At 65.9% G+C, this 25968-nt stretch carries 19 protein-coding genes and 1 tRNA gene; 17 read left to right on the forward strand and 3 right to left on the reverse strand.

What is annotated here, in order from left to right; translation table 11 throughout:
• Positions 1-94: 94 nt before the first annotated feature.
• The 3 genes from LT970_RS01315 to artA all read left to right on the forward strand — a co-directional run bounded on the left by LT970_RS01315 (position 95) and on the right by artA (position 5481).
• Positions 95-1267 carry an ATP-binding protein gene (locus tag LT970_RS01315; RefSeq protein WP_432419609.1) on the forward strand — a complete coding sequence of 391 codons (1173 nt, stop codon included), beginning with the start codon at positions 95-97 and terminating at the stop codon, positions 1265-1267.
• Between the two features lie 517 nt (positions 1268-1784).
• Complete coding sequence (locus tag LT970_RS01320; RefSeq protein ID WP_269785473.1) at positions 1785-4379, forward strand: DUF7827 domain-containing protein; 2595 nt, start codon at positions 1785-1787, stop codon at positions 4377-4379.
• Positions 4380-4578: 199 nt separating this feature from the next.
• Positions 4579-5481, forward strand: a complete 903-nt coding sequence (gene artA, locus LT970_RS01325; RefSeq protein ID WP_232687165.1) for an archaeosortase A — start codon at positions 4579-4581, stop codon at positions 5479-5481.
• A gap of 684 nt (positions 5482-6165) precedes the next feature.
• Here the strand turns inward: artA and LT970_RS01330 are convergent.
• Positions 6166-6238, reverse strand: a tRNA-Asp gene (locus tag LT970_RS01330).
• Positions 6239-6416: 178 nt separating this feature from the next.
• Between LT970_RS01330 and LT970_RS01335 the strand changes: the two genes are divergently transcribed.
• The 10 genes from LT970_RS01335 to LT970_RS01380 all read left to right on the forward strand — a co-directional run bounded on the left by LT970_RS01335 (position 6417) and on the right by LT970_RS01380 (position 18310).
• Positions 6417-6644, forward strand: a complete 228-nt coding sequence (locus LT970_RS01335) for a DNA-directed RNA polymerase subunit H (protein WP_232687166.1) — start codon at positions 6417-6419, stop codon at positions 6642-6644.
• On the forward strand, positions 6645-8207 hold the full coding sequence (locus LT970_RS01340) for a DNA-directed RNA polymerase subunit B'' (RefSeq protein WP_232687167.1): 1563 nt from the start codon (positions 6645-6647) through the stop codon (positions 8205-8207). It abuts the gene before it with no gap.
• Between the two features lies 1 nt (position 8208).
• Positions 8209-10035 (forward strand): DNA-directed RNA polymerase subunit B, encoded by a 1827-nt coding sequence (gene rpoB, locus LT970_RS01345; RefSeq protein WP_232687168.1) that lies wholly within the window; start codon positions 8209-8211, stop codon positions 10033-10035.
• Positions 10032-12947, forward strand: coding sequence for a DNA-directed RNA polymerase subunit A' (locus tag LT970_RS01350; protein WP_232687169.1), 2916 nt, complete (start codon positions 10032-10034; stop codon positions 12945-12947). The genes rpoB and LT970_RS01350 overlap by 4 nt, the downstream gene beginning before the upstream one ends.
• Entirely contained in the window at positions 12940-14130 is a 1191-nt protein-coding gene (rpoA2, locus tag LT970_RS01355; protein ID WP_232687170.1) for a DNA-directed RNA polymerase subunit A'', read from the forward strand. Before LT970_RS01350 ends, rpoA2 begins: the two co-directional genes overlap by 8 nt.
• Positions 14130-14555: a NusA-like transcription termination signal-binding factor gene (locus tag LT970_RS01360; protein WP_232687171.1), complete on the forward strand. Its 426-nt coding sequence runs from the start codon at positions 14130-14132 to the stop codon at positions 14553-14555. The genes rpoA2 and LT970_RS01360 overlap by 1 nt, the downstream gene beginning before the upstream one ends.
• A gap of 307 nt (positions 14556-14862) precedes the next feature.
• Positions 14863-16179 (forward strand): sulfatase-like hydrolase/transferase, encoded by a 1317-nt coding sequence (locus LT970_RS01365; protein WP_232687172.1) that lies wholly within the window; start codon positions 14863-14865, stop codon positions 16177-16179.
• Between the two features lie 181 nt (positions 16180-16360).
• Positions 16361-17191, forward strand: coding sequence for a mechanosensitive ion channel family protein (locus tag LT970_RS01370; protein WP_232687173.1), 831 nt, complete (start codon positions 16361-16363; stop codon positions 17189-17191).
• Positions 17192-17265: 74 nt separating this feature from the next.
• Entirely contained in the window at positions 17266-17694 is a 429-nt protein-coding gene (locus LT970_RS01375; protein ID WP_232687174.1) for a 30S ribosomal protein S12, read from the forward strand.
• Position 17695: 1 nt separating this feature from the next.
• Positions 17696-18310: a 30S ribosomal protein S7 gene (locus LT970_RS01380; RefSeq protein WP_232687175.1), complete on the forward strand. Its 615-nt coding sequence runs from the start codon at positions 17696-17698 to the stop codon at positions 18308-18310.
• Between the two features lie 151 nt (positions 18311-18461).
• Here the strand turns inward: LT970_RS01380 and LT970_RS01385 are convergent, their stop codons facing one another.
• A complete protein-coding gene (locus LT970_RS01385) occupies positions 18462-19352 on the reverse strand; it encodes a DMT family transporter (protein WP_232687176.1) in 891 nt (296 codons plus the stop codon).
• A gap of 237 nt (positions 19353-19589) precedes the next feature.
• Positions 19590-20354 (reverse strand): DUF5781 family protein, encoded by a 765-nt coding sequence (locus LT970_RS01390; protein ID WP_232687177.1) that lies wholly within the window; start codon positions 20352-20354, stop codon positions 19590-19592.
• Between the two features lie 168 nt (positions 20355-20522).
• Between LT970_RS01390 and LT970_RS01395 the strand changes: the two genes are divergently transcribed.
• The 4 genes from LT970_RS01395 to tuf all read left to right on the forward strand — a co-directional run bounded on the left by LT970_RS01395 (position 20523) and on the right by tuf (position 25966).
• Positions 20523-22709, forward strand: coding sequence for an elongation factor EF-2 (locus LT970_RS01395; RefSeq protein ID WP_232687178.1), 2187 nt, complete (start codon positions 20523-20525; stop codon positions 22707-22709).
• Between the two features lie 382 nt (positions 22710-23091).
• Complete coding sequence (locus LT970_RS01400; protein WP_232687179.1) at positions 23092-23610, forward strand: amino acid-binding protein; 519 nt, start codon at positions 23092-23094, stop codon at positions 23608-23610.
• On the forward strand, positions 23607-24548 hold the full coding sequence (locus LT970_RS01405) for a homoserine dehydrogenase (protein WP_232687180.1): 942 nt from the start codon (positions 23607-23609) through the stop codon (positions 24546-24548). Before LT970_RS01400 ends, LT970_RS01405 begins: the two co-directional genes overlap by 4 nt.
• 152 nt (positions 24549-24700) lie before the next feature.
• The gene (gene tuf / locus LT970_RS01410; RefSeq protein ID WP_232687181.1) at positions 24701-25966 is read left to right on the forward strand and encodes a translation elongation factor EF-1 subunit alpha; all 1266 of its coding nucleotides are present in this window, start codon (positions 24701-24703) and stop codon (positions 25964-25966) included.
• The last annotated feature ends 2 nt before the right edge of the window (positions 25967-25968 follow it).

Consider the following 25968-nt stretch of genomic DNA (forward strand, 5'->3'; position numbering starts at 1 on the left):
TTGGTGACTCGGGCGAGGGTTCATCCGGGATGGCGCGGGCAGCAGGAGCATGGACACTGGGAGGATGGATTCAGAGTGCGTGGACGCAGAGCGCATGGACGTACTGGGACGGTCGGCGGTCGAACCGGGGCGAGCGGCGCGGTCCATCGATCAGGCGACGAGGAGCGGGGTGCACGGACGGCTCGGGCGCTATCTCGCGACAGACGGCAGTCTCGGCGCTCGCGTCGGCGTCGACTTCGAGCGGCCGCACGCGGGCGTCGTGGTCGGAAAGCGAGGAGCGGGAAAGTCCTACACGCTCGGCGTACTCGCGGAGGGGTTGGCGGCGGCGCCGGGCGTCGCCCCCGTCGTCGTCGACCCAATGGGGGCGTTCCGCGGACTGGCCGAGGCGGGGACGGACGCCGGGAGTGGCTGTCGTGTCGTCGAGCCGCGGGTGCGAGCGGACGCGATTCCGCCGCGGGCGTGGTGTCGTGTGCTGGGACTGGAGCCGTCGGCTCCTGCGGGGACGCTCGTGTGGCGTGCCGCCGACGAACGCGAGACGCTCGCCGGCATGCGGTCGTGGGTGGAACGCGCCGACGCCGCCGACGCGGCGCGGCGAGCGGCGTCGAATCACCTCGCGCTCGCGGAGTCCTGGGGGTGCTTCGGTGTGGACGACGCGGGCGGCGCAGGCGGCGTGGACGGCGGTGGCGACGCGGACGGCGCGGGTGGTGCGGACGGCGCGAATGGGACGGTGCTCTCCGGAACGGGTGTGCCTGACAGTGGGGTGGTGTTCGACTGCACGCGACTCCGGGGTGGGGCGCTCCACGCCGTGGTGTTCGCCGTCGCGGAGTCCTTGTACCGGTCGGCACTGAAGCACGCGGAGGGCGACGACGGGTCGCCGCTCCCGTGGCTACTCGTGGACGAGGCGCACGCGTGCGCGAGCGGGGTAGCAGCGGACGCCATCGAGACGCTGTACACGCGCGGCCGAGCGCCCGGCGCGAGCGTCGTGCTTGCGACCCAACGCCCCAGCGCGCTCCCCGACGTGGCCGTCTCGCAGTCAGACCTCGTGGTCGCCCATCGCCTCACGTCGGGCGACGACGTCGACGCGCTCGCGGCGACCCGCCCGATGTATCTGGAGAGGTCGCTGGCGTCGCGACTCCCGGAGAACCGTGGCGAGGCGCTCGTCGTAGACGACGCGACGGAGTCAGCGTGCACGATTCGCGTGCGCGAGCGCCGGACGGAACACGGCGGCGGGAGCGCCAGAGCGAGTGGGAGTCGGGGTGGTGAGTAAGTCTGGGTCGAATCCATCGCCAGAGATTCGGGTTCGTCTGCGCGGCGATGCTGTTCCGGGGCGACACCGCCATGGTTAGTCCGTCGACTGACGGTTTCGTCGATGACCTGCGTCCTCGGGACGCTCGTAAGCACCCATAGTCTGGTTCGCCGGTCCGCCGTTCCGTTGATTGTATGCTCACTCACGGAGTCTGCGTGAGTAATGCCGGCCTAGAGAGCGTTCACGCGCTCTCGCTCACTCGGGCCGCTCCGCCGCCACCCCGATACCACTCTTAAAGGTTCGGGGTAAGGTGGTCTGAACGCGAAACCCCCGAACGTCCGACTCACGGCCCACAGCCCCCAATTCCGTGTGAAGGCGTTGCACGTTTTCAGTCCAAATACACCCGGAAACAACACAAAGTATTTACCGATACCGTTGGTCAGTTAGACACACCCCTACCCATGGTGCCAACGTTCGATACCGCCGCACCCGCGGCGCGACGGACGACGGTGCCGACCAAGCGATTCAGCAATCAACAATGACAGAAAATACAAGCAAATTCCGCGCGGTCTTCCTGACGGCGCTGATGGTGTTCTCCGTTTTCGCGGGCACCATCGCGTTCACAGGCGGCGCCGCTGCGGACGCCTCCAACCTCACCGTGACCAACGGTCCGGTGGCTCCTGGAGGCAGCGTCAACTTCGACGTAACGAACAGCTCGGCAAACGATAACGGCTCAATCCACGTGTGGGTTGACGCTGACGGCAACGGTGTCTACAACTCTGGCGAAACTAACGTCAGTAACTCGGCCACCGCTGACGGTGCGACGTGGAGCGGTTCGATTACCGCCCCGTCCAGCGAGGGTGAGTACACGCTCGCTGCTGCCGAGGCCTCCTCGCTCACGGCAGGCACGACCTCAGCTGAAGTGAACGCGACGTTTAGCGTCGACGGCACTGCGCCTACTCTCCGCAAGGCCACGCACTATGTCGACTCCGACAATGGTTCGATTGTCGAACTTGCATACACGGGGGACGTAGTGGAGAACGGTACCGCCTCCGCTGAGATCGGCCTCACGGACGGCACTACTGTGCCTGTCAGTGACGTCGAGTTCTCCGGTAACGGGCGCGTTGTTGTGAACACGTCCACGGTCCACAACAACATTCAGAACATCTCCGTCAGCGGTATCGAGGACACCGCTGGCAACGCTGTGAGCGGTGACGACTTCGCCGTCACCTTCGCTGCATCGACGGTCAACACGACCGCCAACGCCGAGTCCTTCACCGGTTACTCTGGCTCGCTGATTGCCCTCGAAGGCACCGTCGGTGACACCTTCGAAATCACTGGCCCGAGTACCGACCTGACGCGTGGCACTGGCGCCAACAGCCAGGTCTACGTGCTCAACACGAACGACTTCGAGGCTGGTGACTACAACATCACCAACGGAGATAGCGAGGTTACGCTCGAACTGAGCGACCTCGGTCTCGAAATCGCGGCTGACGACACGTCGATCACCACGACCGACGCCCTGACGGCGACGGTCACGGCCGACACGATCGACCGCGACCTCACCGCTGAGCTCCTCAACGCTGAGGGCGAGGTCGTCGACACGCAGGACGCCCAGATTGACAGTGACGGTAGTGCTGCAATCGACTTCGGTGAAGTCGCAGCGGGCAACTACACGGTGCAGGTCACGGACGACAACACTGGCGTCACCGCGACGACCAGTACGGTTGTCGTGACGACCGCCTCAGACGCGACGGCTGGCTTCGCCGACAGCCAGATTACCGTTGACCGCGGCGACATCGCCACGCTCAACGTCAGCCTCACCAACGCGAACGAGGCGACGGTCCTCCTCGGTAGTGAGGGCGTGAACTACGAGGCGAACGTCACGGTCACGGACGAGAACGGCGACGGCTACGTCGTTCTCAAGTTCAACACCTACGCCTCCGGTGACACGCAGCGCGGTGCTGCGTTCTCCGTTGGCAGCGGTGACGATCTCACGGTCAACTCCGAGTCCAACCTCTCGGAGCCGCTCGCTGATGGCACGTACGACATCAGCGTCCGGAACGGTCTGACCGGCAGCGCCGACGCGCTCGGTTCGATCACGCTCACGAAGCGCTCGACCGGTAGCATGACCACCTGGACGGCGCCCGGTTCGACCAGCGCCGACAAGGTTCTCTCCGGTACGCTGGCCGAGGAGAGCACCATCGCGAAGGGCGACTACGTCGTCCAGCGAGTCAGCGCCACGGGCATCTACGGCCTGATCGCAGAGAAGGGCAACTTCACGCAGGCTCTCGATAACGGTCTCGAGCTCGAGATCAACCAGACCAAGGCGTCCACCGGTCCGAACCAGGACCCCAAGGTCGTTGACATCAGCGCCAGCGTCGCAAACAACTCGTTCTACTTCGTGACGAACGAGACCACGGACACGGTCTCGATCGTCGCGCAGCCCGAGAGCTTCGTGTTCGAGGGCGACGCCACCGGCCCGGTCGCCGGTGACGTCTACACGGCGACGTTCAAGGTCACGACGGAAAGCGGCCTCGTGTCCGCGAACGAGACTGCGTCCGCGCAGTTCAGTGTCGTCAAGGCGACCACGTCGATCACCTACGAGGGTGACGTCGTGTCGCTCGCGAACAGCAAGAACGCGACCATCACGGGCGAGTCCTCGCTTGCACCGGGAACGTCCTTCATGGTCCGCGTGCAGTCCCAGCAGACGTCCGGTGAACCGTTCATCTTCCGCGACGAGACGGTCGTCGTGCAGGAGGACGGCACCTGGACGGCTTCCTTCGACGCCACGGAAGCGGCGCTGAACTCCACGTTCAGCATCACCGTCAGCCAGGGTACCAGCACGGTCGCTGGCACCAGCGTCTCCGGTGTGACGGGTGAAGTTGTCAAGTCCACGACGGACAACCCGACCACGGACAACCCGACCACGGACGACAGCACGTCCACGACGGACGACAGCACGTCCACGACGGACGACAGCACGTCCACGACGTCCGCTCCGTCCACGACGGACAACGAGGACGACGGCACGTCCTCCGATGGCTCGTCGAGCGGTAGTACGCCCGGCTTCGGCATCGGTGTCGCACTCGTCGCGGTCCTCGGCGCTGCGCTCCTCGCCCTGCGCGAGTAACGCACGCTGAGCTCCGCGGTTCGAACCACATTTCGCATTTTCTTTCGCGCGCCACGCTCCCCAGCGGCGGCGCTGTACCGTACACGACGCCGCAGCGAGCGCTGCACTTCGCAGACGTGTGGCAGTAATTTGACTCGACGTGACTGCGCGCCGTGGGCGACCGACACGCCTTTGGCCGCCACCGACGACTTCGTACACGATGACCGCCTTGACTGACGCACTCGCCTGGGTCGTCATCGCGTCCTTCGGCGCGAGCGCGCTCCTCTACGGCCAGTCGCGGCGGTACGGCCGCTACGCGAGCGTCGCGGCCTGGGTGGTGTTCGCGGTGTTCTGGGGGTTGCTCGTCCCGCACTTCGCGTTCGAGCAGCGCAGCATCGTCGAGGGCGTGCTCAGCGCCGCGGCGGTGCCCGCGTGCCTCTACACCGCGTACCTCGTCGCCGCCGACCGGAAGGACCTTGAGACGCTCACGCAGGCTGTCGCCATCATGGGGCTGCTGTATCTGCCGTTCCAGACGCTCGAGCCGCTCCAGCGCGTCGCCATCGAAACGGTGACACACCACGCCGAGTGGCTGATGGCGCAGTTCGGCTACACGCCGCCGGTCGTGCAGAGCGACGCCGGCTACCGCGCGAAGTTCGTGTTCACGGGTGTGAACGCCGCCGGCGAGTCCGGCCACCTGTTCACGACGACGGTGGTGCTCGCGTGCACGGGCGTTGGCAGCATGGCCATCGTCGGCGGGCTCGCACTCGCCGTCGACGCCCCACTGGAGCGCCGCCTCCAGGGTCTCGCCATCGCGCTCCCTATCATCTACGTGCTGAACGTGATCCGCATCACGTTCATCGCGCTCGCACACGGTAACCAGTGGTTCGACGGCGCGCTCGTCACCGATATCGTCCTCTCGCTGTTCACCGGCGCGAACGCCAACATGGTGTCGTACCTGCTCGCGGACCGCATCCTCGCGCAGACGCTATCGGTCGTCGCGCTCGTCGCGCTCACGTTCGCGCTCCTGCGCATCATCCCGGAACTCGGCGGCGTCGTCGAGGACGTCGCGTACATCGCCACCGGCAACGAGTACGAGGTCACGCGGCGCTTCGCGAAAGGATAGACTGCCTGGGTTTTCGACTGGCTCTCTGTGGGTGCTGTCGTTACGGAGATCCAGGCATCCCCGTCTGCTGGACGGTCACTCTACTTCGTTAGCACCCAGAAAGCCCCGGCCGTCTCGACTCCCGGGACTCGCTGTCGCCGGAAATCTTCGATTTCCGAGATGACGAAAGACGGCGAAGCCGTCTTTCGAACCACGTGCGCTCCCGACGGTCGCGTGCTTGCATCGTCCGGGTTCGTCGAGACGGCCGCCCCTTTCAGTCCCACCACCTACCGGCTGGTCACTCGGCCTATGGGTGGGACTGAAAGGGGCGGCGTGCTCGCGTTTACCTGTTCGCTCGCGACGTAAGCACCGCAGGGAGCGGAGCGACCGAGGAGCACAGCGAGCGAGCGGACGCGAGTACGCCGGGGCTTTCTGGGTGTTCACAGAGTCTGGCTGTAGAGCGTAACACGAGACGCATCGCTCCGCACGTAATCTTCAGAGAAGCGCCCGAGGCGGGATTCCCGCGAGCAGAGCGAGCGGGAAGTCGGAAGACGCTGCGCGTCTTCCGGGATTTGAACCGGAGCCAGACGTGCTCGCTAGCGCTGCGCGCGACTGGCAGGGTTCAAATCCCTGGCGGCTTTCACGACAGCGAGCAACCGCCTCGGGACACAGCCGTCCCTCGGCGGGTTACGTCGAAAGAGAAAGCGCCCGAGGCGGGATTTGAACCCGCGTCACAACCGTGACAGGGTTGTATGATGGGCCACTACACCACCCGGGCTTGCTGCAATTCACGGTAACCCGCTTTCGTTCTTAAGACTTTCCAATCGGGTGGCCGTGTGCCTCGGGGTGTCGTGGACGCCGAACTACGAACGAGTTGGTAAGAGTTAAATGCATCGGCTGTCTACTGGCCTGTAGTATCTCGTGAGAGCCACTTCTGCCCCCACGCAGGTGCACCCATGGTAGACGTAAGCCAACACGAACTCGTCCCCGAGCACACGGTTCTCGACGAGGCGGACGTCGAGGACGTGCTGGAGGATTACGACATCGAACGCACTGACCTGCCGAAAATCAAGCGCAAGGATCCAGCGTTGCCGGACGACGCCGAGCAGGGTGACGTCATCAAGGTCGAACGGGACTCCCGAACCACCGACGTAGCCATCGTATACCGACTGGTGATCGAATAGATGCAAACGGAAGACCGACGCGAACTCTCGAAGGCGTACTTCTCGAAGGAACGACTCGCGGAGCACCACTACCGCTCGTACAACTCGTTCCTGAAACGTGGCATGCAGGACGTCGTCACCGAGAAGGAGCGCATCGAGACGGACATCGGCGACAAGGAAGAGGAGGAACCGGTCTGGGTCGAACTCGGCGACGTTCGCGTCGTCACGCCACGCGTGCGCGAGGCGGACGGCTCCGAGGAACTGCTCTACCCGCAGGAGGCGCGCCTGCGGAACATCACGTACTCCGCGCCGGTGTTCATGGAGATGAGCATCGTCCGCGGCGGCGAGGAAGAAGAGGAGCGCGTCCTCGACACCACAGAGACGAAGGTCGGCCGGATGCCGATCATGGTCGGCTCCGAGAAATGCAACATCGCGGGCTTCTCCGACGAGGAACTCATCGAGATCGGTGAGGACCCCGCGGACCCCGGCGGCTACTTCGTCATCAACGGCAGCGAGCGCGTGCTGATGACAAGCGAGGACCTCGCGCCGAACAAGATCCTCGCGGAGTACGACTCGAAGTACGGCGACGAGATTCAGGTCGCGAAGACGTTCAGCCAGCGACGCGGCTACCGCGCGCTCGTGCTCGTCGAGCGGAACCGCGAGGGACTGCTCGAAGTGTCGTTCCCGAGCGTCTCCGGTTCGATCAACTTCGTCACGCTCGTTCGCGCGCTCGGCCTGGAGTCCGACGAGGAGATTGTCCACCGCGTCTCCGACGACCCGGAGATCGTGAAGTTCATGCTGGAGAACTTAGAGGAGGCCGACGTCCAGACCCAGGAGGGAGCCATCGAGGACCTCGGGCAGCGGGTCGCGTCCGGCCAGGGGAAGAACTACCAGCTCAAGCGCGCGAACTACGTCATCGACCGCTACCTCCTCCCGCACCTCCACGAGGAGGGCATCGAGGACGAGGAGACGCGCATCAACAAGGCCTACTACCTCTGTCGGATGGCCGAGGCGTGCTTCGAGCTCGCGCTCGACCGCCGCGAATCCGACGACAAGGACCACTACGCGAACAAGCGCCTGAAGGTCAGCGGCGACCTCATGAAGGACCTGTTCCGCACCGCGCTGAACAAGCTCGCGCGCGACGTGAAGTACCAGCTGGAGCGCGCGAACATGCGAAACCGTGAACTCACCGTGAACACGGTGGTCCGCTCCGACGTGCTGACCGAGCGCCTCGAACACCCGATTGCGACCGGGAACTGGGTGGGCGGGCGCTCTGGTGTTAGCCAGCTCGTCGACCGGACCGACTTCATGGGCGTGCTGAGCCACCTGCGGCGGCTTCGCTCGCCGCTCTCGCGCTCCCAGCCCCACTTCGAGGCGCGTGACTTGCACGCGACCCAGTGGGGCCGTATCTGTCCGTCCGAGACGCCGGAGGGGCCGAACTGCGGTCTGGTGAAGAACTTCGCGCAAGCGATGGAGCTCTCCCAGAACGTCGACGACGAGCGCGAACTGAAACAGGAGCTCTCCTCGATGGGCGTCGAGGGAGTCCCCGGGATCAACACAGAACCCACGTCCGCAGACGACTAACATGAGCACGGAACGCGAAGCCAAAGTGTACGTCAACGGCAGCCTCGTCGGGACCCACGAGAGTCCCGAGAAGCTCGCCGAACAGATCCGAGAGGCACGGCGACACGGCGACGTCTCCGAGATGGTGAACGTCTCCGTGAAGGAACGAACGAACGAGGTCATCGTGAACGCGGACGCGGGGCGCGCCCGCCGTCCGCTGCTCGTCGTCGAGTCCGGCGACACGCTCGTCACCGACGAGGAGATGGACGCAATCGAGTCCGGCGACATCGACTTCGAGGACCTCGTGCGCGCGGGGAAAATCGAGTTCATCGACGCCGAGGAAGAAGAGGACGTCCTCGTCGGCGTCGACGAGGAGGACCTTACCGAGGACCACACGCACCTCGAGATCGACCCGCAACTCATCTTCGGCATCGGGGCAGGCATGGTTCCGTACCCCGAGCACAACGCCAGCCCGCGCATTACGATGGGTGCGGGGATGATGAAACAGAGTCTGGGGCTGCCGGCGGCGAACTACCGCATCCGCCCGGACACCCGCCAGCACCTCCTGCACTACCCGCAGAAGGCGATGGTGAACACCCAGACCACCAAACAGATCGGCTACGACGACCGGCCGGCGGGCCAGAACTTCGTCGTCGCCGTGATGAGCTACGAGGGGTTCAACATCGAGGACGCACTCGTCATGAACAAGGGCTCGGTCGAACGCGCGCTCTCTCGCTCGCACTTCTTCCGCACGTACGAGGGCGAGGAGCGGCGCTACCCCGGCGGTCAGGAGGACCGCTTCGAGATCCCCGACGACGACGTTCGGGGCGGCCGTGGCGAGGAGGCGTACACGCACCTCGACGAGGACGGCCTCGTCAACCCGGAGACGAAAGTCGACGACTCGAGCGTGCTGCTCGGGAAGACGAGTCCGCCGCGGTTCCTCGAAGAGCCCGACGACATGGGCGGCCTGAGCCCGCAGAAGCGACGCGAGACCTCCGTCACGATGCGCTCGGGCGAGGACGGCGTCGTGGACACGGTCACGCTGATGGAGGGCGAGGACGGCTCGAAGCTCGCGAAGGTGTCGGTGCGCGACGAACGCATCCCCGAACTCGGGGACAAGTTCGCGTCCCGCCACGGACAGAAGGGCGTCGTCGGCCACCTCGCTCCACACGAGGACATGCCGTTCACGCAGGACGGCGTCGTGCCGGACCTCGTCCTGAACCCGCACGCGCTCCCGTCCCGGATGACGGTCGGCCACGTGCTGGAGATGCTCGGCGGAAAGGCCGGGTCGATGGAGGGCAAGCCCGTCGACGGCACGGCATTCACCGGCGACGACGAGGAGGAGATCCGTTCGACCCTCGAGGACCGCGGCTTCAAGTCCTCGGGGAAGGAGGTGCTGTACTCCGGGGTCTCCGGCGAGAAGATCGAGGCCGAGATCTTCGTCGGCACCATCTTCTACCACAAGCTCTACCACATGGTGTCGAACAAGATCCACGCTCGCTCGAAGGGGCCAGTGCAGGTGCTCACGCGCCAGCCCACCGAGGGGCGTGCCCGCGAGGGCGGTCTGCGCGTCGGGGAGATGGAGCGGGACACCGTCATCGGGCACGGCGCCGCGATGGTGCTCAAGGAGCGGTTGCTCGACTCCTCTGACCGTGAACGCGTCCACGTCTGTGGGAACTGCGGGATGACAGCAGTGGAGAACTACGACCAGCGCCGCGTCTACTGTCCGAACTGCGAGGAGGAGACGGACGTCCACGAACTCGAGATGAGTTACGCGTTCAAGCTCCTGCTCGACGAGATGAAGGCGCTCGGAATCGCACCGCGGCTCGAACTGGAGGACGCAGTATGAGTGCAGGACAATCACCAAAGGAGATCGGGGAGATCAAGTTCGGCTTGATGGACCCGGAGGAGTACCGGGACATGTCCGCGACGAAGGTCATCACCGCGGACACGTACGACGACGACGGCTTCCCCATCGACATGGGGCTGATGGACCCCCGGCTGGGCGTCATCGACCCCGGCCTGGAGTGCAAGACGTGTGGCCAGCGCTCGGGTTCGTGTAACGGCCACTTCGGCCACATCGAACTCGCCGCGCCCGTCATCCACGTCGGGTTCTCGAAGCTCATCCGCCGCCTGCTCCGCGGGACGTGCCGGGAGTGCGCGCGCCTCCTGCTCACCGAGGAGGAGAAAGACGAGTACCTCGGTGACTTAGAGCGCACGCGCAGCCTCCGCGAGGACGTCTCGGACGTGACGAAGGCGGCTATCCGGGAGGCCCGGAAGAAGGACCACTGCCCGCACTGCGGGGAGGTCCAGTACGACGTGAAACACGAGAAGCCGACGACGTACTACGAGGTCCAGCAGGTCCTCGCGTCGGACTACTCCGAGCGCATCGCGGCGTCGATGCAGCCGGACCCGGACGACGAGGACGACGTCGGTATCAGCCCCCAGGAACTCGCGGAGGATTCGGGCATCGAGATCGACCGCGTGAACGACATCCTCTCCGGGGAGTTCCGCCCGCGGCGCGACGACCGCGAGGCCATCGAGGCGGCCCTCGGCGCGGACCTCACCACCGAGGACATGAACAAGCTGATGCCCTCGGACATCCGGGACTGGTTCGAAGACATCCCGGACGAGGACATCGAAGTGCTGGGCGTCAACTCGGAGCGCTCGCGCCCCGAGTGGATGATCCTCACCGTGCTGCCGGTGCCGCCGGTGACGGCTCGTCCCTCCATCACGCTGGACAACGGCCAGCGCAGTGAGGACGACCTCACGCACAAGCTCGTGGACATCATCCGCATCAACCAGCGGTTCATGGAGAACCGCGAGGCGGGTGCCCCACAGCTCATCATCGAGGACCTCTGGGAACTGCTCCAGTACCACGTCACGACGTTCATGGACAACGAAATCTCGGGCACGCCGCCCGCCCGCCACCGCTCCGGACGCCCGCTGAAGACGCTCAGTCAGCGGCTGAAGGGCAAGGAGGGCCGGTTCCGCGGCAGTCTTTCCGGGAAGCGCGTGAACTTCTCCGCGCGAACCGTCATCAGCCCGGACCCGACGCTCTCGCTCAACGAGGTCGGGGTTCCCGACCGCGTGGCGACGGAGATGACCCAGACGATGGTCGTCAACGAGCAGAACATCGAACGCGCCCAGCAGTACGTCCGGAACGGCCCCGAGGGGCATCCGGGCGCGAACTACGTGAAGCGACCTGACGGTCGCCGCGTGCGCGTCACGGAGAAGGTGTGTGAGGAACTCGCCGAGCGCGTCGAACCTGGCTGGGAGGTCCAGCGACACCTCATCGACGGCGACATCGTCATCTTCAACCGCCAGCCGTCGCTCCACCGGATGTCCATCATGGCCCACGAGGTCGTGGTGATGCCGTACAAGACGTTCCGCCTGAACACGGTCGTCTGTCCGCCGTACAACGCGGACTTCGACGGCGACGAGATGAACATGCACGCGCTCCAGAACGAGGAGGCCCGCGCCGAGGCCCGCGTGCTGATGCGCGTCCAGGAGCAGATCCTCTCGCCGCGCTTCGGCGAGAACATCATCGGCGCGATCCAGGACCACATCAGCGGGACGTACCTGCTCACGCACACGAACCCGCAGTTCAACGAGACGCAGGCGTCGGACCTCCTGCGCCAGACCCGCATCGACGAACTGCCGGAGCCGGCGGGAACCGAGGACGGCGACCCCTACTGGGAGGGCCGCCAGCTGTTCTCCGAACTGCTGCCCGACGACCTCAATCTAGAGTTCACCGGCACCGTCGGCGAACCGGTCGTCATCGAGGACGGTCAACTCCTCGAGGGCACCATCGCGGAGGACGAGGTCGGCGGATTCGGCGGCGAGATCGTCGACACCCTCGCGAAGGTTCACGGGAACACCCGCGCCCGCATCTTCATCAACGAGGTCGCGGCGCTCGCGATGCGCTCGATCATGCACTTCGGGTTCTCCATCGGCATCGACGACGAGACGGTGTCGGGGGACGCCCGAGAGCGCATCGACGACGCGATCGACTCCGCCTACGACCGCGTGCAGGAACTCATCGAGACGTACGAGAACGGCGACCTCGAGTCCCTGCCGGGTCGCACGGTCGACGAGACCCTGGAGATGAAGATCATGCAGACGCTCGGGAAGGCCCGGGACTCCGCGGGCGACGTCGCGGAGGACGACTTCGCGGAGGACAACCCCGCGGTCGTGATGGCCGACTCCGGCGCGCGTGGGTCGATGCTGAACCTCACGCAGATGGCCGGCTGCGTCGGCCAGCAGGCGGTTCGTGGCGAGCGCATCAATCGCGGCTACGAGGACCGCACGCTCTCGCACTTCGCGCCGAACGACCTCTCGAGTGAGGCCCACGGCTTCGTGGAGAACTCCTACGCGAGCGGGCTCGGCCCCAAGGAGTTCTTCTTCCACGCGATGGGTGGCCGCGAGGGGCTCGTGGACACGGCAGTCCGCACCTCGAAGTCCGGCTACCTCCAGCGACGCCTCATCAACGCGCTCTCGGAACTCGAGGCTCAGTACGACGGCACCGTCCGGGACACCTCGGACACCATCGTGCAGTTCGAGTTCGGCGAGGACTCCACCAGCCCGGTGGAGGTCGCGTCCGGCGAGGAGAACGACATCGACGTGGACGCCATCGCGGACCGCGTCGTCGACGCGGAGTTCGACTCCGAAGACGACCGCGAGCAGTTCCTCGGCGTGCAGGAACCGCCGACGAATCTCTCCGAGCACGGCGCGTCCTGGGAGGTGGAGTCGGATGACTGAGATCACCGAGAGCATCCGGACCACCGTCGAGGAGACGGAGCTGCCGCGGCGACTCAAGGACCGCGTGCTCGACACCATCGAGGAGCGCGACGACGTCACCGAGACGCACGCAGAGGAGATCGCGCTCGCGGCGGAGTCCCAGTATCTGGAGACGCGCGTCGACCCGCTCGACCCCGTCGGCACCGTGTCCGCCCAGTCCATCGGGGAGCCAGGGACCCAGATGACGATGAACACGTTCCACTACGCGGGCGTCGCGGAGATGGACGTGACCCAGGGCCTCCCTCGGCTCATCGAGCTCGTGGACGCCCGGAAGACGCCGGACACGCCGGTGATGAACGTGTTCCTCGAGGAGGAGTACGCGACCGAACGCGAGCGCGCCCACGAGGTCGTCTGGAAGATCGAGGCGACGAAGATCCTCGCGCTCGGCGACATCTCCACGAACGTCGCGGACATGGTCGTCCGCGTCGACCTCAACGAGGACACGCTCCAGGAGCGCTGGCCGCTCGTGGACGACACGAACGAGATCGCCGCCGAGATCGCGGACACCATCCAGGACAGCCTCGGCGTGGACGTCCGACAGAACGGCACCGCCATCGAGTTCGGGCCGAACGAGCCTTCCTATCGCGACCTGCTCCAGCTCGTCGAACAGCTCCGGGACATCGTGTTCAAGGGCATCGAGGACGTCACCCGCGTCGTCATCCGCCGCGAGGAGATGGACGACGGCAACGAGGAGTTCGTCCTCTACACCGAGGGGTCGGCGTTCAAGAAAGCCCTCAACATCGAGGGCGTGGACGCCTCCCGAACGACGTGTAACAACATCCACGAGGTCCACAAGACCCTCGGCGTCGAGGCCGCCCGCGAGACCATCATCGACGAGACGATGACCACGCTCGAGGAGCAGGGCCTCGGCGACGTGAACATCCGCCACCTCATGCTGGTGTCGGACATCATGACCAACGACGGCACCATCCAGTCCATCGGCCGGCACGGCATCTCCGGTTCGAAGGACTCGGTGCTCGCGCGAGCGGCGTTCGAGGTGACGGTCAACCACCTTCTCGACGCCGCCATCTACGGCGAAGAGGACGACCTCGACGGCGTCATCGAGAACGTCATCGTCGGAAAGCCGGTGAAACTCGGCACGGGTGACGTCGACCTCCGCATGGGTTCCACCTCCTCGGACTGATGACCGTCAGGCTCTCGGATTCGGCGCGCCGCCACATCGCGGCCTTCGAGGACGAGACCGACGCCACCGCCGTCGACTGCGTCGTCGACGACGACCGCGACCGCGTCATCTTCGTCGTCACCGCCGGCGAGATGGCGTCGGCCATCGGCCCCGGCGGCAGTCGCGTCAAGGATTTAGAGGACCAACTCGGCCGTGACGTCGTCCTCGTCGAGGACGCGCCGACTGCCGAGGGGTTCGTCGCGAACGCGCTTTCGCCCGCCGCCGTCTACAACGTCACCATCAGCGAGAACGACACCACCGTGGCGTACGCCGAAGTCGACCACGACGACAAGGGGGTCGCCATCGGCGCCGACGGGAAGAACATCGAAGCCGCGAAACTGCTCGCGGAGCGTCACTTCGACGTCGACGACATCCAGTTGACGTAGGCGCTGTTGCGCTGCGGGAGGTGGCCTTTGGCTACCCTCGCTCGGCAAAAGCCACCCGAAAACACGCCTCCTTCACTTCGTTCCGTTCGGTCGTCGGCCTGCGCTCACTTCGTTCGCTCGCGCAGTGAATGCTGGCCTTCCGGGGCCTGACGGCCCACTCGGGCGGCGAACGCTACCGAATACCGGTGGTCGGGTTCAGACGCTCGGAGCGGCCGTTCGTCGCGAGCGGGCCACTCGCTTTGAATCGCTTCCACAGCAGAGCCGTAGGTTCAGCATAACAATCCGTTCCCAGTTTGTTCCCAGATGCATGAACGATGTGGTGCTGATTACGGTCGATTGCTGGCGGCACGACGCGCCGTCGCGGATGCCGAACCTGCAGTCGTTTGCGGCCGACGACGGGGTTCGCGCGGACGCCATTGCGCCGGCGGAGGCCACGCCATGGGTGTCGACCTCGCTGCTGCACAGTCAGTTCCACACGGACGCGCTGGAGTGGGGTGGTGACGGGTTCGAACTCGACACGGACGCCCCGTCGCTGCCGGAGACGCTCTCGGAACTCGGCTACGAGACGGCGGCGTTCGTCGCGGACAACCCGAACCTCGCGCACTACGCCGACCACTTCGACACGTACCGGGACGGCCGGACGAGCGGGCTGACGCGGACGTCCGACCTGTCGTCGTCGTTCGCCACGACGGCGCGAACGTGGTGGCGACGCCTCGCCCAGACGCTGCTCCTGCGGAAGTCGGTGTCCGCAGCGGAGATCGCCGAGCAGGCGCGCGAGTGGTACGCCGAGACGGACGGCCCGCGGTTCCTCTGGATGCATCTCATGGAGCCACACTCCCCGTACCACCCCGGTCTCGCGCGCGGCCTGCGCACCGGCCTGCTCGACTCGTACTACTCGAGCGTCGAGTACTTCCTCCGCAGCCACGAGAAGGCCGCGCTCTCTGAGCGAACCGTCGACACCCTCCCCGACCTCCACTGGCAGTGCGTCGAACGCCTCGACGACCAGTTCCCGTCGCTGGTGGAGTTCCTGGACGACGACGCGATGGTCGTCGTCACCGGCGACCACGGCGAAGCGCTCCACCACGACCACGTCTCACACGTCGACCTGTACGACGAGACCGTGCGCGTCCCGTTGTTCGTCGTGAACGGGCCGGACGAAGCACTCGACGGCCGGACCGTCCGGCAGTACGACGTCGGACCCGCGATTCTCGACGCGCTCGGTGAGACGCCGCCCGCGGACTGGGAGGGCACGCCGTTCAGCGAGACCCCGGACGAACCCGTGCCGCTGCTCACGACCCACCCAGGCGTCGGCGAGGAGGGCGCCCTCTACGTCGGACTGCGAACCGACGACCGGAAACTCCTCAAGACGTACGACGTCGCCGAGGGCAAGTACGTCGAGTCGCGGCTCTTCGACCTCGAGGCCGACCCGGGCGAACAAGAGAACGTCTACGGCGAGCGCGACGCCACCGACCTGGAGCGCGAACTCGACTCGTTCGTGGCGTCCCGGGACGTACTCGACGCGCTCGTCTCCGTGGAGTACAACATCAACCCGTCCGCCGACCCGGGCGGTGACGGGGTGTCGGACACCGTCGAACGCCGACTGGTCGAACTCGGGTACGCGTAACGCCCGGGGCAAACAGACCGACTGCCCGCTTCCCGCTTTCCTCCACGGAGTCACACAGCCAGTCCGCGCGTTCCGCACCGACGAAGCAGACGGGCCGCGTTCCGCGCTGGCGCCGCGGGTAGGCCGTTCTTTCCGGAGTAATCACCGCATAGCAACGTGGCCGCGAGCCGTCGGCTCGAACGTGCCAGTTGAGGGGTTCGAGGACGCCGCGTGGCGCGCAGGGCAGACGCTCGCGGCGGCAGTCGCGGCGTACGCAGTGGCTGCGTGGGCAGTCGCGCCCGCGCTTTCTCGAGCCGTCGTCGCCCGGAACCCCCGGAATCGAACGCTCGTGAACGCAGTCAGGACGTACGTCAGAGCGCTGGGCGTCGCCGTCGCCGTCGTCGTCGCGATCCTCACGGCAGGTTACGGGTACGTACTCGGCGACTCCGCCATCGTCGTTGCGGCGGCGACGCTCGCAATCGGTGTCGCGGGACAGGAGGTGTTCGGGAACGTCGTGAGCGGACTGTTCCTCGTCGCGGACCGCAACTTCAACGTCGGGAACTGGGTGTCCTGGGGCGGCGAGACTGGCGGCGTCGTGGAGGTCGTTGGGTTCCGCTCGACGCGCGTGCGAACGACGGCGAACGAACTCGTCACGGTTCCGAACACGGAGTTGGCGACGCAGGCAGTGCACAACCCGTACGCGCGCGGGCGGTACCGGACGTCGGTCGCCGTCGGCGTGCCGTACGACGCGGACCTCGACGTAGCCGAGGCGGCGATGATGGACGGCGCAGCGGCGGTGGAAGACGTGGTCGAGTCGCCGCCGCCGGAGGTAGTGGCGTCGTTTGCGGACGACGCGATAACGCTCGAACTGTACGTCTGGATGCGTGACGTGAAACATCCCGACATTCGGCGGGTGCAATCGAGCCTGACGCGGCGGGTTCGGGACGCACTCGTGGCGGCGGGCGTTGACGCAAGCCCGGCCGCACAGCGCGAACTCTCCGGGCACCTCACCCTCGGGTTCGAGGATGCGTGATGGTGGCCGGGGGCTGAGGGCGGTGACGGCCGCGAAAGAAGAGGCTTAAGTGGTTCCGAAGGATAAACCGCTGTATGTCGAACGGCAAGTATGCCGCACGCAAACTCAAGAAGGACCGTCAGAAGCGTCGATGGTCCGACTCTGAGTACGCGCGGCGAGAGCGGGGCCTGGGCGCGAAGTCCGACCCTCTCGAGGGCGCACCCCAGGGACGTGGCATCGTACTGGAGAAGATCGGTATCGAGGCGAAGCAGCCGAACTCCGCCATTCGGAAGTGCGTTCGGGTGCAGCTCATCAAGAACGGGAAGCAGGTCACGGCGTTCTGCCCCGGCAACGGCGCCATCTCGTTCATCGACGAGCACGACGAGGTCACCATCGCGGGCATCGGCGGTGCGAAGGGTCGCTCGATGGGGGACCTCGGTGGTGTCAACTACAAGGTCGAGAAGGTCAACGGCGTGAGCCTCATCGAACTGGTTCGCGGGAACGCAGAGAAACCGGTGCGATAACATGAGCGAGGACGAAGCCCCCGAACCCGAGGCGCCCGCCGGCAGCGAGGAGGAGAGCGTCGACGCGAAGCTCTTCGAGCGCTGGGACACGACGGACATCCAGTACCGCGACCCGAGTACGCGGCGCTATCTCTCCGTGACGCCGGTCGCGCACACGATGGGTCGTCACGCGAGCAAGCAGTTCCAGAAGAGCGAGATCAGCATCGTCGAGCGACTCACCAACCGGCTGATGAAGACCGGTCAGAACGCGGGCAAGAAGCAGAAGGCCCTGCAGATCGTGCGAGACGCGTTCGACCAGGTCCACGAGCGAACGGACGAGAACCCGATTCAGATACTCGTTCGCGCCGTGGAGAACGCGGCGCCTCGCGAGGAGACGGTTCGACTGAAGTACGGCGGCATCTCGGTGCCGAAGGCGGTCGACGTTGCGCCCCAGCGCCGCGTCGACCAGGCGCTGAAGTTCATCGCGGACGGCGCGCACTCGTCGTCGTTCAAGTCGCCGACGGACGCGGCGGACGCGCTCGCGAACCAGCTCATCGGCGCGGCCGACTACGACGTGCAGACGTACGCGGTCGGGCAGAAGGAGGAGAAGGAACGCGTCGCGGCTGCAGCCCGCTGATATCTGCCGCTCTCTTCTCTCGTTCTCCACCTCACCAGCGGCAGTGCCGTCTCTCCCTCTCGTGTGGGTGCCGTCCGCCGTTCCGGCCGCTCGCACTCGGACCCTGTATTCGGGACACGAGGTGAAACGGCCGGTAGGGGCGGTGGATTCACTAGTCGAGTAGCAACTGTCGTTCGACGAGTACGAACCCGACGAAGATGACGAGGAAGCCAACGAGACTCGTGACTGTCAACTGATTGTTGAACAGGACTAGCCCGATCGGTGCAGCGACGATCGGTTGTAGATAGAAACTGAGACTCGTCCGAGCCGGGCCGATTCTGTCGATGAGTTCGAAGTGGATTCCGTACAGGACGGCCGTCGCGAATACACTCTCGATGAAGACGCCAGCGATGGCAGCGGACGTCCACGTGATCGTGGTCAGTGAGCGTCCGAAAACGACAGCGATGCCGTGGTTCACGACCGCAGCGAGAAGAACACCCCACGCGGTGAGTGCGGGCCGTGGCAGGGCTGGCTGTATTCGCTGGGTCGCCACGCTTCCGAGTGCGAAGACCGCGACGCTCCCGACCATCAGTCCGAATCCAATGACGCGGTCCGCGTGCATGCCTACTGGCGATGGATGCGCGACGACACCGACCCCGACGAATCCGAGGAGGATGCCGAGCGCGTCAACGAGATCGAGCGACGCTGTCGGCAACAGAACAACGGCGAATCCCGTAGTCAGTATCGGCATTAAACTGTAGGCAATCGCGCCGACAGCGCTGGTCACGTACTGCTGCCCGACGAGAAGCATCGCGTTCATGACACCGAGCGTGAACCCGCCGACGACCACCACCCCAAGCAGATCACGGCGAGTGCGAGGGAGCCAGTACTCCAAACTCCACACAGCGACTGCGACCAACGCCACGCCAGCAATGTCGAGACGGAGCGCTGCGAACACCAACGGCGGCACGTCCGGCATCCCGAGTTTCGCGCCGACGAAGACGAGCGCGCCACAAACGCTGTATAACCCGAACAAAACGAGGTTCTGATGCTGGCGCCTCACCGGGTCTGGCTTCCGCTCGCTGATTCAAAAATTCCGTGCTGCCTGACGTCGATTCGGTGACGGCAACTGTTCGGCGGTCGCGCCGGATGCCGTCGAATCTCCTCGTCCACGCAGTGATTCAGCGGTCCGTGCTCCGGGGCGAAACTCAGGAGACGACTGCGCTAACAGCCCCCGTCTACGGCGACAGCGCCGCGCCACGACAACCAGGGTCGGTGTCGGTCTGCAGCGGACCTGAAGTCAGTCGGCAGCGGGCCCGCTCGTGGTTTCCTGTGCGTCGACGTACGTGCGGATGGTGTCGACGAGGCCGCGCCGGCATTCGCTCTCGTCGGGGTCGGCGGCCAGGGACGCGAACAGGTCCCGGAACGTCTCCAGGTCGATCTCGGGGGCGTCCTCGCCGGCGGCGTACGCGAGATCGTAGATGCGGTGGTCGTCGGGGATGGCGTCGTGTCGCTCCAGCAGCGCGACCGCGAACGCCGCGTTCACGGCCGTCATCGTCGGGTCAGCGCCGGCGGTGAGACGGTGGCCAGAACGCGCGCCGGCGACCGGCTGGTCGGCGAGCGCGGCGGCGAGTTCGGACTCCAGGAACGACACGAGTTTGTGGGTCGGGCCGACCGCGAGGGTGATGTCGTCGGCGTAGATGTCCTTGACGTGGTTCGCGATCTGGTAGCAGTGCGTGAGGACGCGCCGCTCGACGCGCCGCCCGGTGAGCGCGAGGTAGAGTACTTCGTCCATCGAGAGGACGTGACTCGGGTGTGACTGCTCGTGGCGGCGCATGTGTGCGAACTCGTGGAGTGCGAGTTCGCGCGCCATCGCGCTGGTCGCGGCCTGCTGGGAGATGTTCAGGACGTGGTGGTCCTCGAAGTGGCCTGCCCACGTCCGCTCGTCGGGGTTCTCGCGGATGCGGACGCGCACGGGCAACTCGAGGTCGTGTGCGGTTTCGAAGAGGTCGCGGGCGCCGAGAAACGGGCCGGCGGGACCCGCGCCCGTCACGCGCAAATCCATGCAGTTGTTTCTCACGCCACGAGCGTTGAAGGCGCTTTTGGTGTGGGTAACGTTGGCACATTCTCGGGCGAGTGAACGCCCGGATTCGTGGCGTACGGGCGTGCTCCGGCGTGCCGTGCCTCCGGCAAAACACTACCCTTTTGAACCCGCTGGCAGTAGCAATGGCCAATGGGACGACGAAAGAAGATTGTCGAACAGTGCGAACGGCTGATGGACAATCCGGAACAGATCCGGAACATCGCCATCGCCGCGCACGTCGACCACGGGAAGACCACGCTCACTGACAACCTCCTCGCGGGTGCCGGCATGATCTCCGACGACACCGCCGGCGAACAGCTCGCGATGGACACCGAGGAGGACGAGCAGGAGCGCGGTATCACCATCGACGCCGCGAACGTCTCGATGACCCACGAGTACGAGGACACCGACCACCTCATCAACCTCATCGACACGCCGGGCCACGTCGACTTCGGCGGGGACGTCACCCGCGCGATGCGAGCGGTCGACGGCGCGCTGGTCGTCGTCGACGCCGTCGAGGGCGCGATGCCCCAGACGGAGACGGTCGTCCGGCAGGCGCTCCGCGAGGGCGTCAAGCCCGCGCTGTTCATCAACAAGGTCGACCGCCTCATCTCCGAACTGCAGGAAGGCCCCGAGGAGATGCAGAAGCGACTGCTCTCGGTCATCAACGAGGTCAACGAGCTCATCCGCGGAATGACCGAGGAGATGGACGACATCGACGACTGGACGGTCTCCGTCGAGGACGGCACCGTCGGATTCGGCTCCGCGCTCTACAAGTGGGGCGTCTCCATGCCGTCGATGCAGCGCACGGGCATGGACTTCGGCGACATCATGGAACTCGAGCGCAACGACAAGCGCCAGGAGCTCCACGAGCGCACGCCACTGTCGGACGTCGTTCTCGACATGGTGTGTGAGCACTTCCCGAACCCGGTCGACGCTCAGCCTCGCCGTATTCCGCGCATCTGGCGCGGCGACGCCGACTCCGAACTCGCCGACACGATGCGTCTCGTCGACGAGGACGGCGATGTCGTGCTGATGGTCACCGACATCGGCATCGACCCGCACGCCGGCGAAATCGCCGCGGGACGTGTCTTCTCTGGCACCATCGAGAAGGGCCAGAACCTCTACGTCTCCGGCACCGCGGGCACGAACCGCGTGCAGAGCGTCGGTATCTACATGGGTGGCGAGCGCGAGGAGGTCGACAGCGTTCCCGCCGGCAACATCGCCGCCGTGACCGGTCTGAAGGACGCCATCGCTGGCTCCACGGTCTCCAGCGTCGAGATGACGCCGTTCGAGTCCATCGACCACATCTCCGAGCCCGTCATCACGAAGTCCATCGAAGCGAAGAACATGGACGACCTGCCGAAGCTCATCGAGACGCTCCGACAAGTCTCCAAGGAGGACCCCACCATCTCAATCGAGATCAACGAGGACACCGGCGAACACCTCATCTCCGGGCAGGGTGAACTCCACCTCGAAGTCCAGACACAGCGCATCGAGCGCAACCAGGGCATTCCGGTCACCACGGGTGAACCCATCGTCGTCTACCGCGAACAGCCCACGCAGTCCTCCCGCGAGGTCGAGGGCGTCTCCCCGAACCGCCACAACAAGTTCTACATCACCCTCGAACCCCTCAGCGAGGAGATTGTCGAACTGATCCAGCTCGGCGACGTCTCCATGGACATGCCCGAACAGGAGCGCCGCGAAGCGCTCCAGGAAGCCGGCATGGACAAGGACACCTCCCAGGAAGTCGAGAACATCCACGGCACGAACATCCTCATCGACGACACGAAGGGTATCCAGCACCTCAACGAGACGATGGAACTCGTCAACGAGGGTCTCGAAGAGGCGCTCGACGACGGTCCGCTCGCCGCCGAACCCGTGCAGGGCGCGCTGCTCCGTCTCCACGACGCGCGACTCCACGAGGACGCCATCCACCGCGGCCCCGCGCAGGTCATCCCCGCGGTCCGCGACGCCGTCCACCGCGCGCTCATCGACGCCGAAGTCCGCCTGCTCGAACCGATTCAGGACGTCCGCATCGACGTTCCGTCCGAGCACATGGGCGCTGCGTCCGGCGAAGTGCAGGGCCGCCGCGGCCGCGTCGACGACATGTACCAGGAAGGCGACCTCATGGTCGTCGAGGGCATCGCGCCCGTCGAGGAGATGATCGGCTTCTCCAGTGACATCCGCTCCGCGACTGAGGGTCGCGCGTCCTGGAACACCGAGAACGCCGGCTTCCGCGTCATGGCCGACAACCTCCAGCCCGAGATCATCAACGAGATCCGCGAGCGCAAGGGCATGAAACTCGAGCTCCCCGAGAGCATCGACTACTTCTAGAGCGTACCTTTTTACTGCGGAGGGTGCGCGGAGCGCACCCTTGCTTGCAAAAATCTACGCCGGGAGAGCTCAGCTCTCCCGAGCCCTCCGTCGCTTCGCTCCGGAGGACGCTAAAAACGTCCCGCGCTCGCCACGCTCGCCGTGAAACTCGCGCGGAGCGCGAGTATGCTGGTGTCTTCCGCACAACTACCGGCTGTGTAGGTTGCATAACGTGTGGTCGATTGGCGCCAAGTTTTGACCCAGCCGAAGGCTTATACTGGAGAGCGCCCCCACTTCGGGGCATGCACGCAGGCAGACGCGCTGCGCGTGGAATCGGCACGGAGCGACGGCACTCTCGCTCGACGCCGACAACACGCGCCGCGTCTCCTGTGAGGGCGCCGCGATGAGCAGCGACGACTGCGCGCACACGCTCCGCCTCGAACTCGTCGACGAACCCGGGGAGTTGCTGCGCGCACTCTCCCCCATCGCGGACCACGGCGGGAACCTGCGCTCGGTGTTCCACGAACGCGGGTCGCTCACGCCGCGCGGCCAAATCCCCGTCGAAGTCGACCTGACGTGTTCGCCCGCGCGCTTCGAGCGCATCGTCGCCGACATCCAGGACGCGGGCGTGCGAGTGGTGAGTGCCGACGCCGAACAGTACGGCGACGCGCTCACCGTGTTGCTGGTCGGCGACGACCTCGAAGCCCACGTCTCGGACGCGCTCGCTCGCCTCCAGTCGTGTGCGAGCGCGTCGGTCGAGGGTCTCACGCTCGCCGGCGAGGCGAACGCCGGGGGTGCGTCGAGCGCGCGACTCCGCCTCGCCGTCGAGACCGGCGGCGCCGAGAACGCACTCGACACCGTGCGCGAGGTAGCAGCGGAGGCGGACCTCCGCGTCGTCGAACCGCTGGTGAGCGAGGCGTGAAGCTCTGCGTTCTCGGTGCGGGCGCGGTCGGCGCGTCCGTCGCGCGACTCGCCAGCGAACACGGGTACAGTGTGACTGCGCTCGCGGACTCCACGCGCGCTGTCGTGGATGAGGCTGGCGTCGACGTCGCGACGGCACTCGATCGAAAACACGACGCTGGGGCTGTCGGGAGTGCCGACCCGGCGGACGTGCTCGCTGCCGACTACGACGTCCTCGTGGACGCGACGCCTACCACGCTCGGGGACGCCCAACCTGGCTTCGAGCACGTCCGCGCGGCGCTCGAGCGCGACCGGCACGTCGTGCTCGCGAACAAGGGGCCGGTCGCGGAGCGCTACGACGACGTGCGCGCCCTCGAACGTGAGAGCGCGGGCGAGGTCCGCTTCGAGGCGACGGTGGGCGGCGCCGTTCCCGTGCTCTCGACCATCGAGGGTGTCGGTGCGAAGCGCGTGACCGCGGTACGCGGCGTACTCAACGGCACCGCGAACTTCCTGCTCACGCGGATGGCCGCCGACGGCCTCGACTACGAGCACGTGCTCGCGGAAGCCCAGGATCTCGGCGTCGCGGAAGCAGACCCGGCGTTCGACGTGGAGGGCACGGACGCCGCGCTGAAATGCGCGATTCTCGCCAACGTCGTCCACGGCGGCGGCCACTCGCTCGCGGACGTCGACGTCGAGGGGATCACCGACGTTCCCGTGAGCGCGCTCGAACTCGCCGCCGAGGACGGCCGGCCGGTTCGCCTCGTCGGCGAGGTGACCGAGCACGGCGCGCGCGTCGGCCCGCGACTCGTCCCGGAAGACGACGCGCTCGCGGTGTCGGGGACGACGAACGCCGTCCAACTGGAGACCACGCACGCTGGCCGACTCACGCTCTCCGGGCCGGGGGCTGGCGGCCCCGAGACGGCGACCGCCGTGCTCGCGGACGTCGACCGGTTGGAGTGACTCGAGTTGCGGGAACTCGACGCCACATCGTGCGATACGTTCCCACAAACCGCTGGACGGGAGCGGGTTGCCGCTGAGTGCGTACCGAAATGGTTTTAATGCGAACTGACGAATAACTCCCACAGAGCGCGCCTTTAGCGCGATATCCCACCATGAGCGACAAACCGCACCAGAACTTGGCCGTCATCGGCCACGTCGACCACGGCAAGAGCACGATGGTCGGGCGTCTCCTCTACGAGACGGGGAGCGTTCCCGAGCACGTCATCGAACAGCACAAGGAAGAGGCAGAGGAGAAGGGCAAGGGCGGCTTCGAGTTCGCCTACGTCATGGACAACCTCGCCGAAGAGCGTGAGCGTGGTGTCACCATCGACATCGCCCACCAGGAGTTCGACACCGACGAGTACTACTTCACTATCGTCGACTGTCCGGGCCACCGCGACTTCGTGAAGAACATGATCACGGGCGCGTCCCAGGCGGACAACGCCGTTCTCGTCGTCGCCGCAGACGACGGTGTGGCGCCCCAGACCCGCGAGCACGTGTTCCTCTCGCGAACACTCGGCATCGACGAGCTCATCGTCGCTGTCAACAAGATGGACGTCGTCGACTACGACGAGGGCGAGTACGACTCCGTCGTCTCCGACGTGAAGGACCTGTTCGGTCAGGTCGGCTTCAACACGGACGACGCGTCGTTCGTTCCGACGTCCGCGTTCGAGGGCGACAACGTCTCCGAGTCCTCGGAGAACACGCCCTGGTACGACGGCGAGACGCTCCTCGAATCGCTCAACAGCCTGCCGGAGCCGTCCCCGCCGACGGACGCGCCGCTGCGCCTCCCGATTCAGGACGTCTACACCATCTCCGGTATCGGTACCGTCCCCGTCGGACGTATCGAGACTGGTACGATGAACATGGGCGACAACGTCAGCTTCCAGCCGTCTGACGTCGGTGGCGAGGTCAAGACCATCGAGATGCACCACGAGGAAGTGGACAAGGCAGAGCCCGGCGACAACGTCGGCTTCAACGTCCGCGGCATCGGCAAGGACGACATCCGTCGCGGTGACGTCTGTGGTCCTGCCGACGACCCGCCGAGCGTCGCCGAGACGTTCCAGGCGCAGATCGTCGTGATGCAGCACCCGAGCGTCATCACCGCCGGCTACACGCCGGTCTTCCACGCCCACACGGCGCAGGTCGCGTGTACCATCGAATCCATCGACAAGAAGATGGACCCGTCCAGCGGCGAGACCCAGGAAGAGGACCCGGACTTCATCCAGTCCGGCGACTCCGCGGTCGTCACGGTGCGCCCGCAGAAGCCCCTCAGCCTCGAGCCGGCCTCCGAGATTCCGGAGCTCGGCTCCTTCGCGGTGCGTGACATGGGTCAGACCATCGCCGCCGGGAAGGTCATCGACGTCAACGAAGCCTAATC

This window comes from Halobacterium zhouii (genome assembly GCF_021249405.1).
GTDB lineage: Archaea > Halobacteriota > Halobacteria > Halobacteriales > Halobacteriaceae > Halobacterium > Halobacterium zhouii.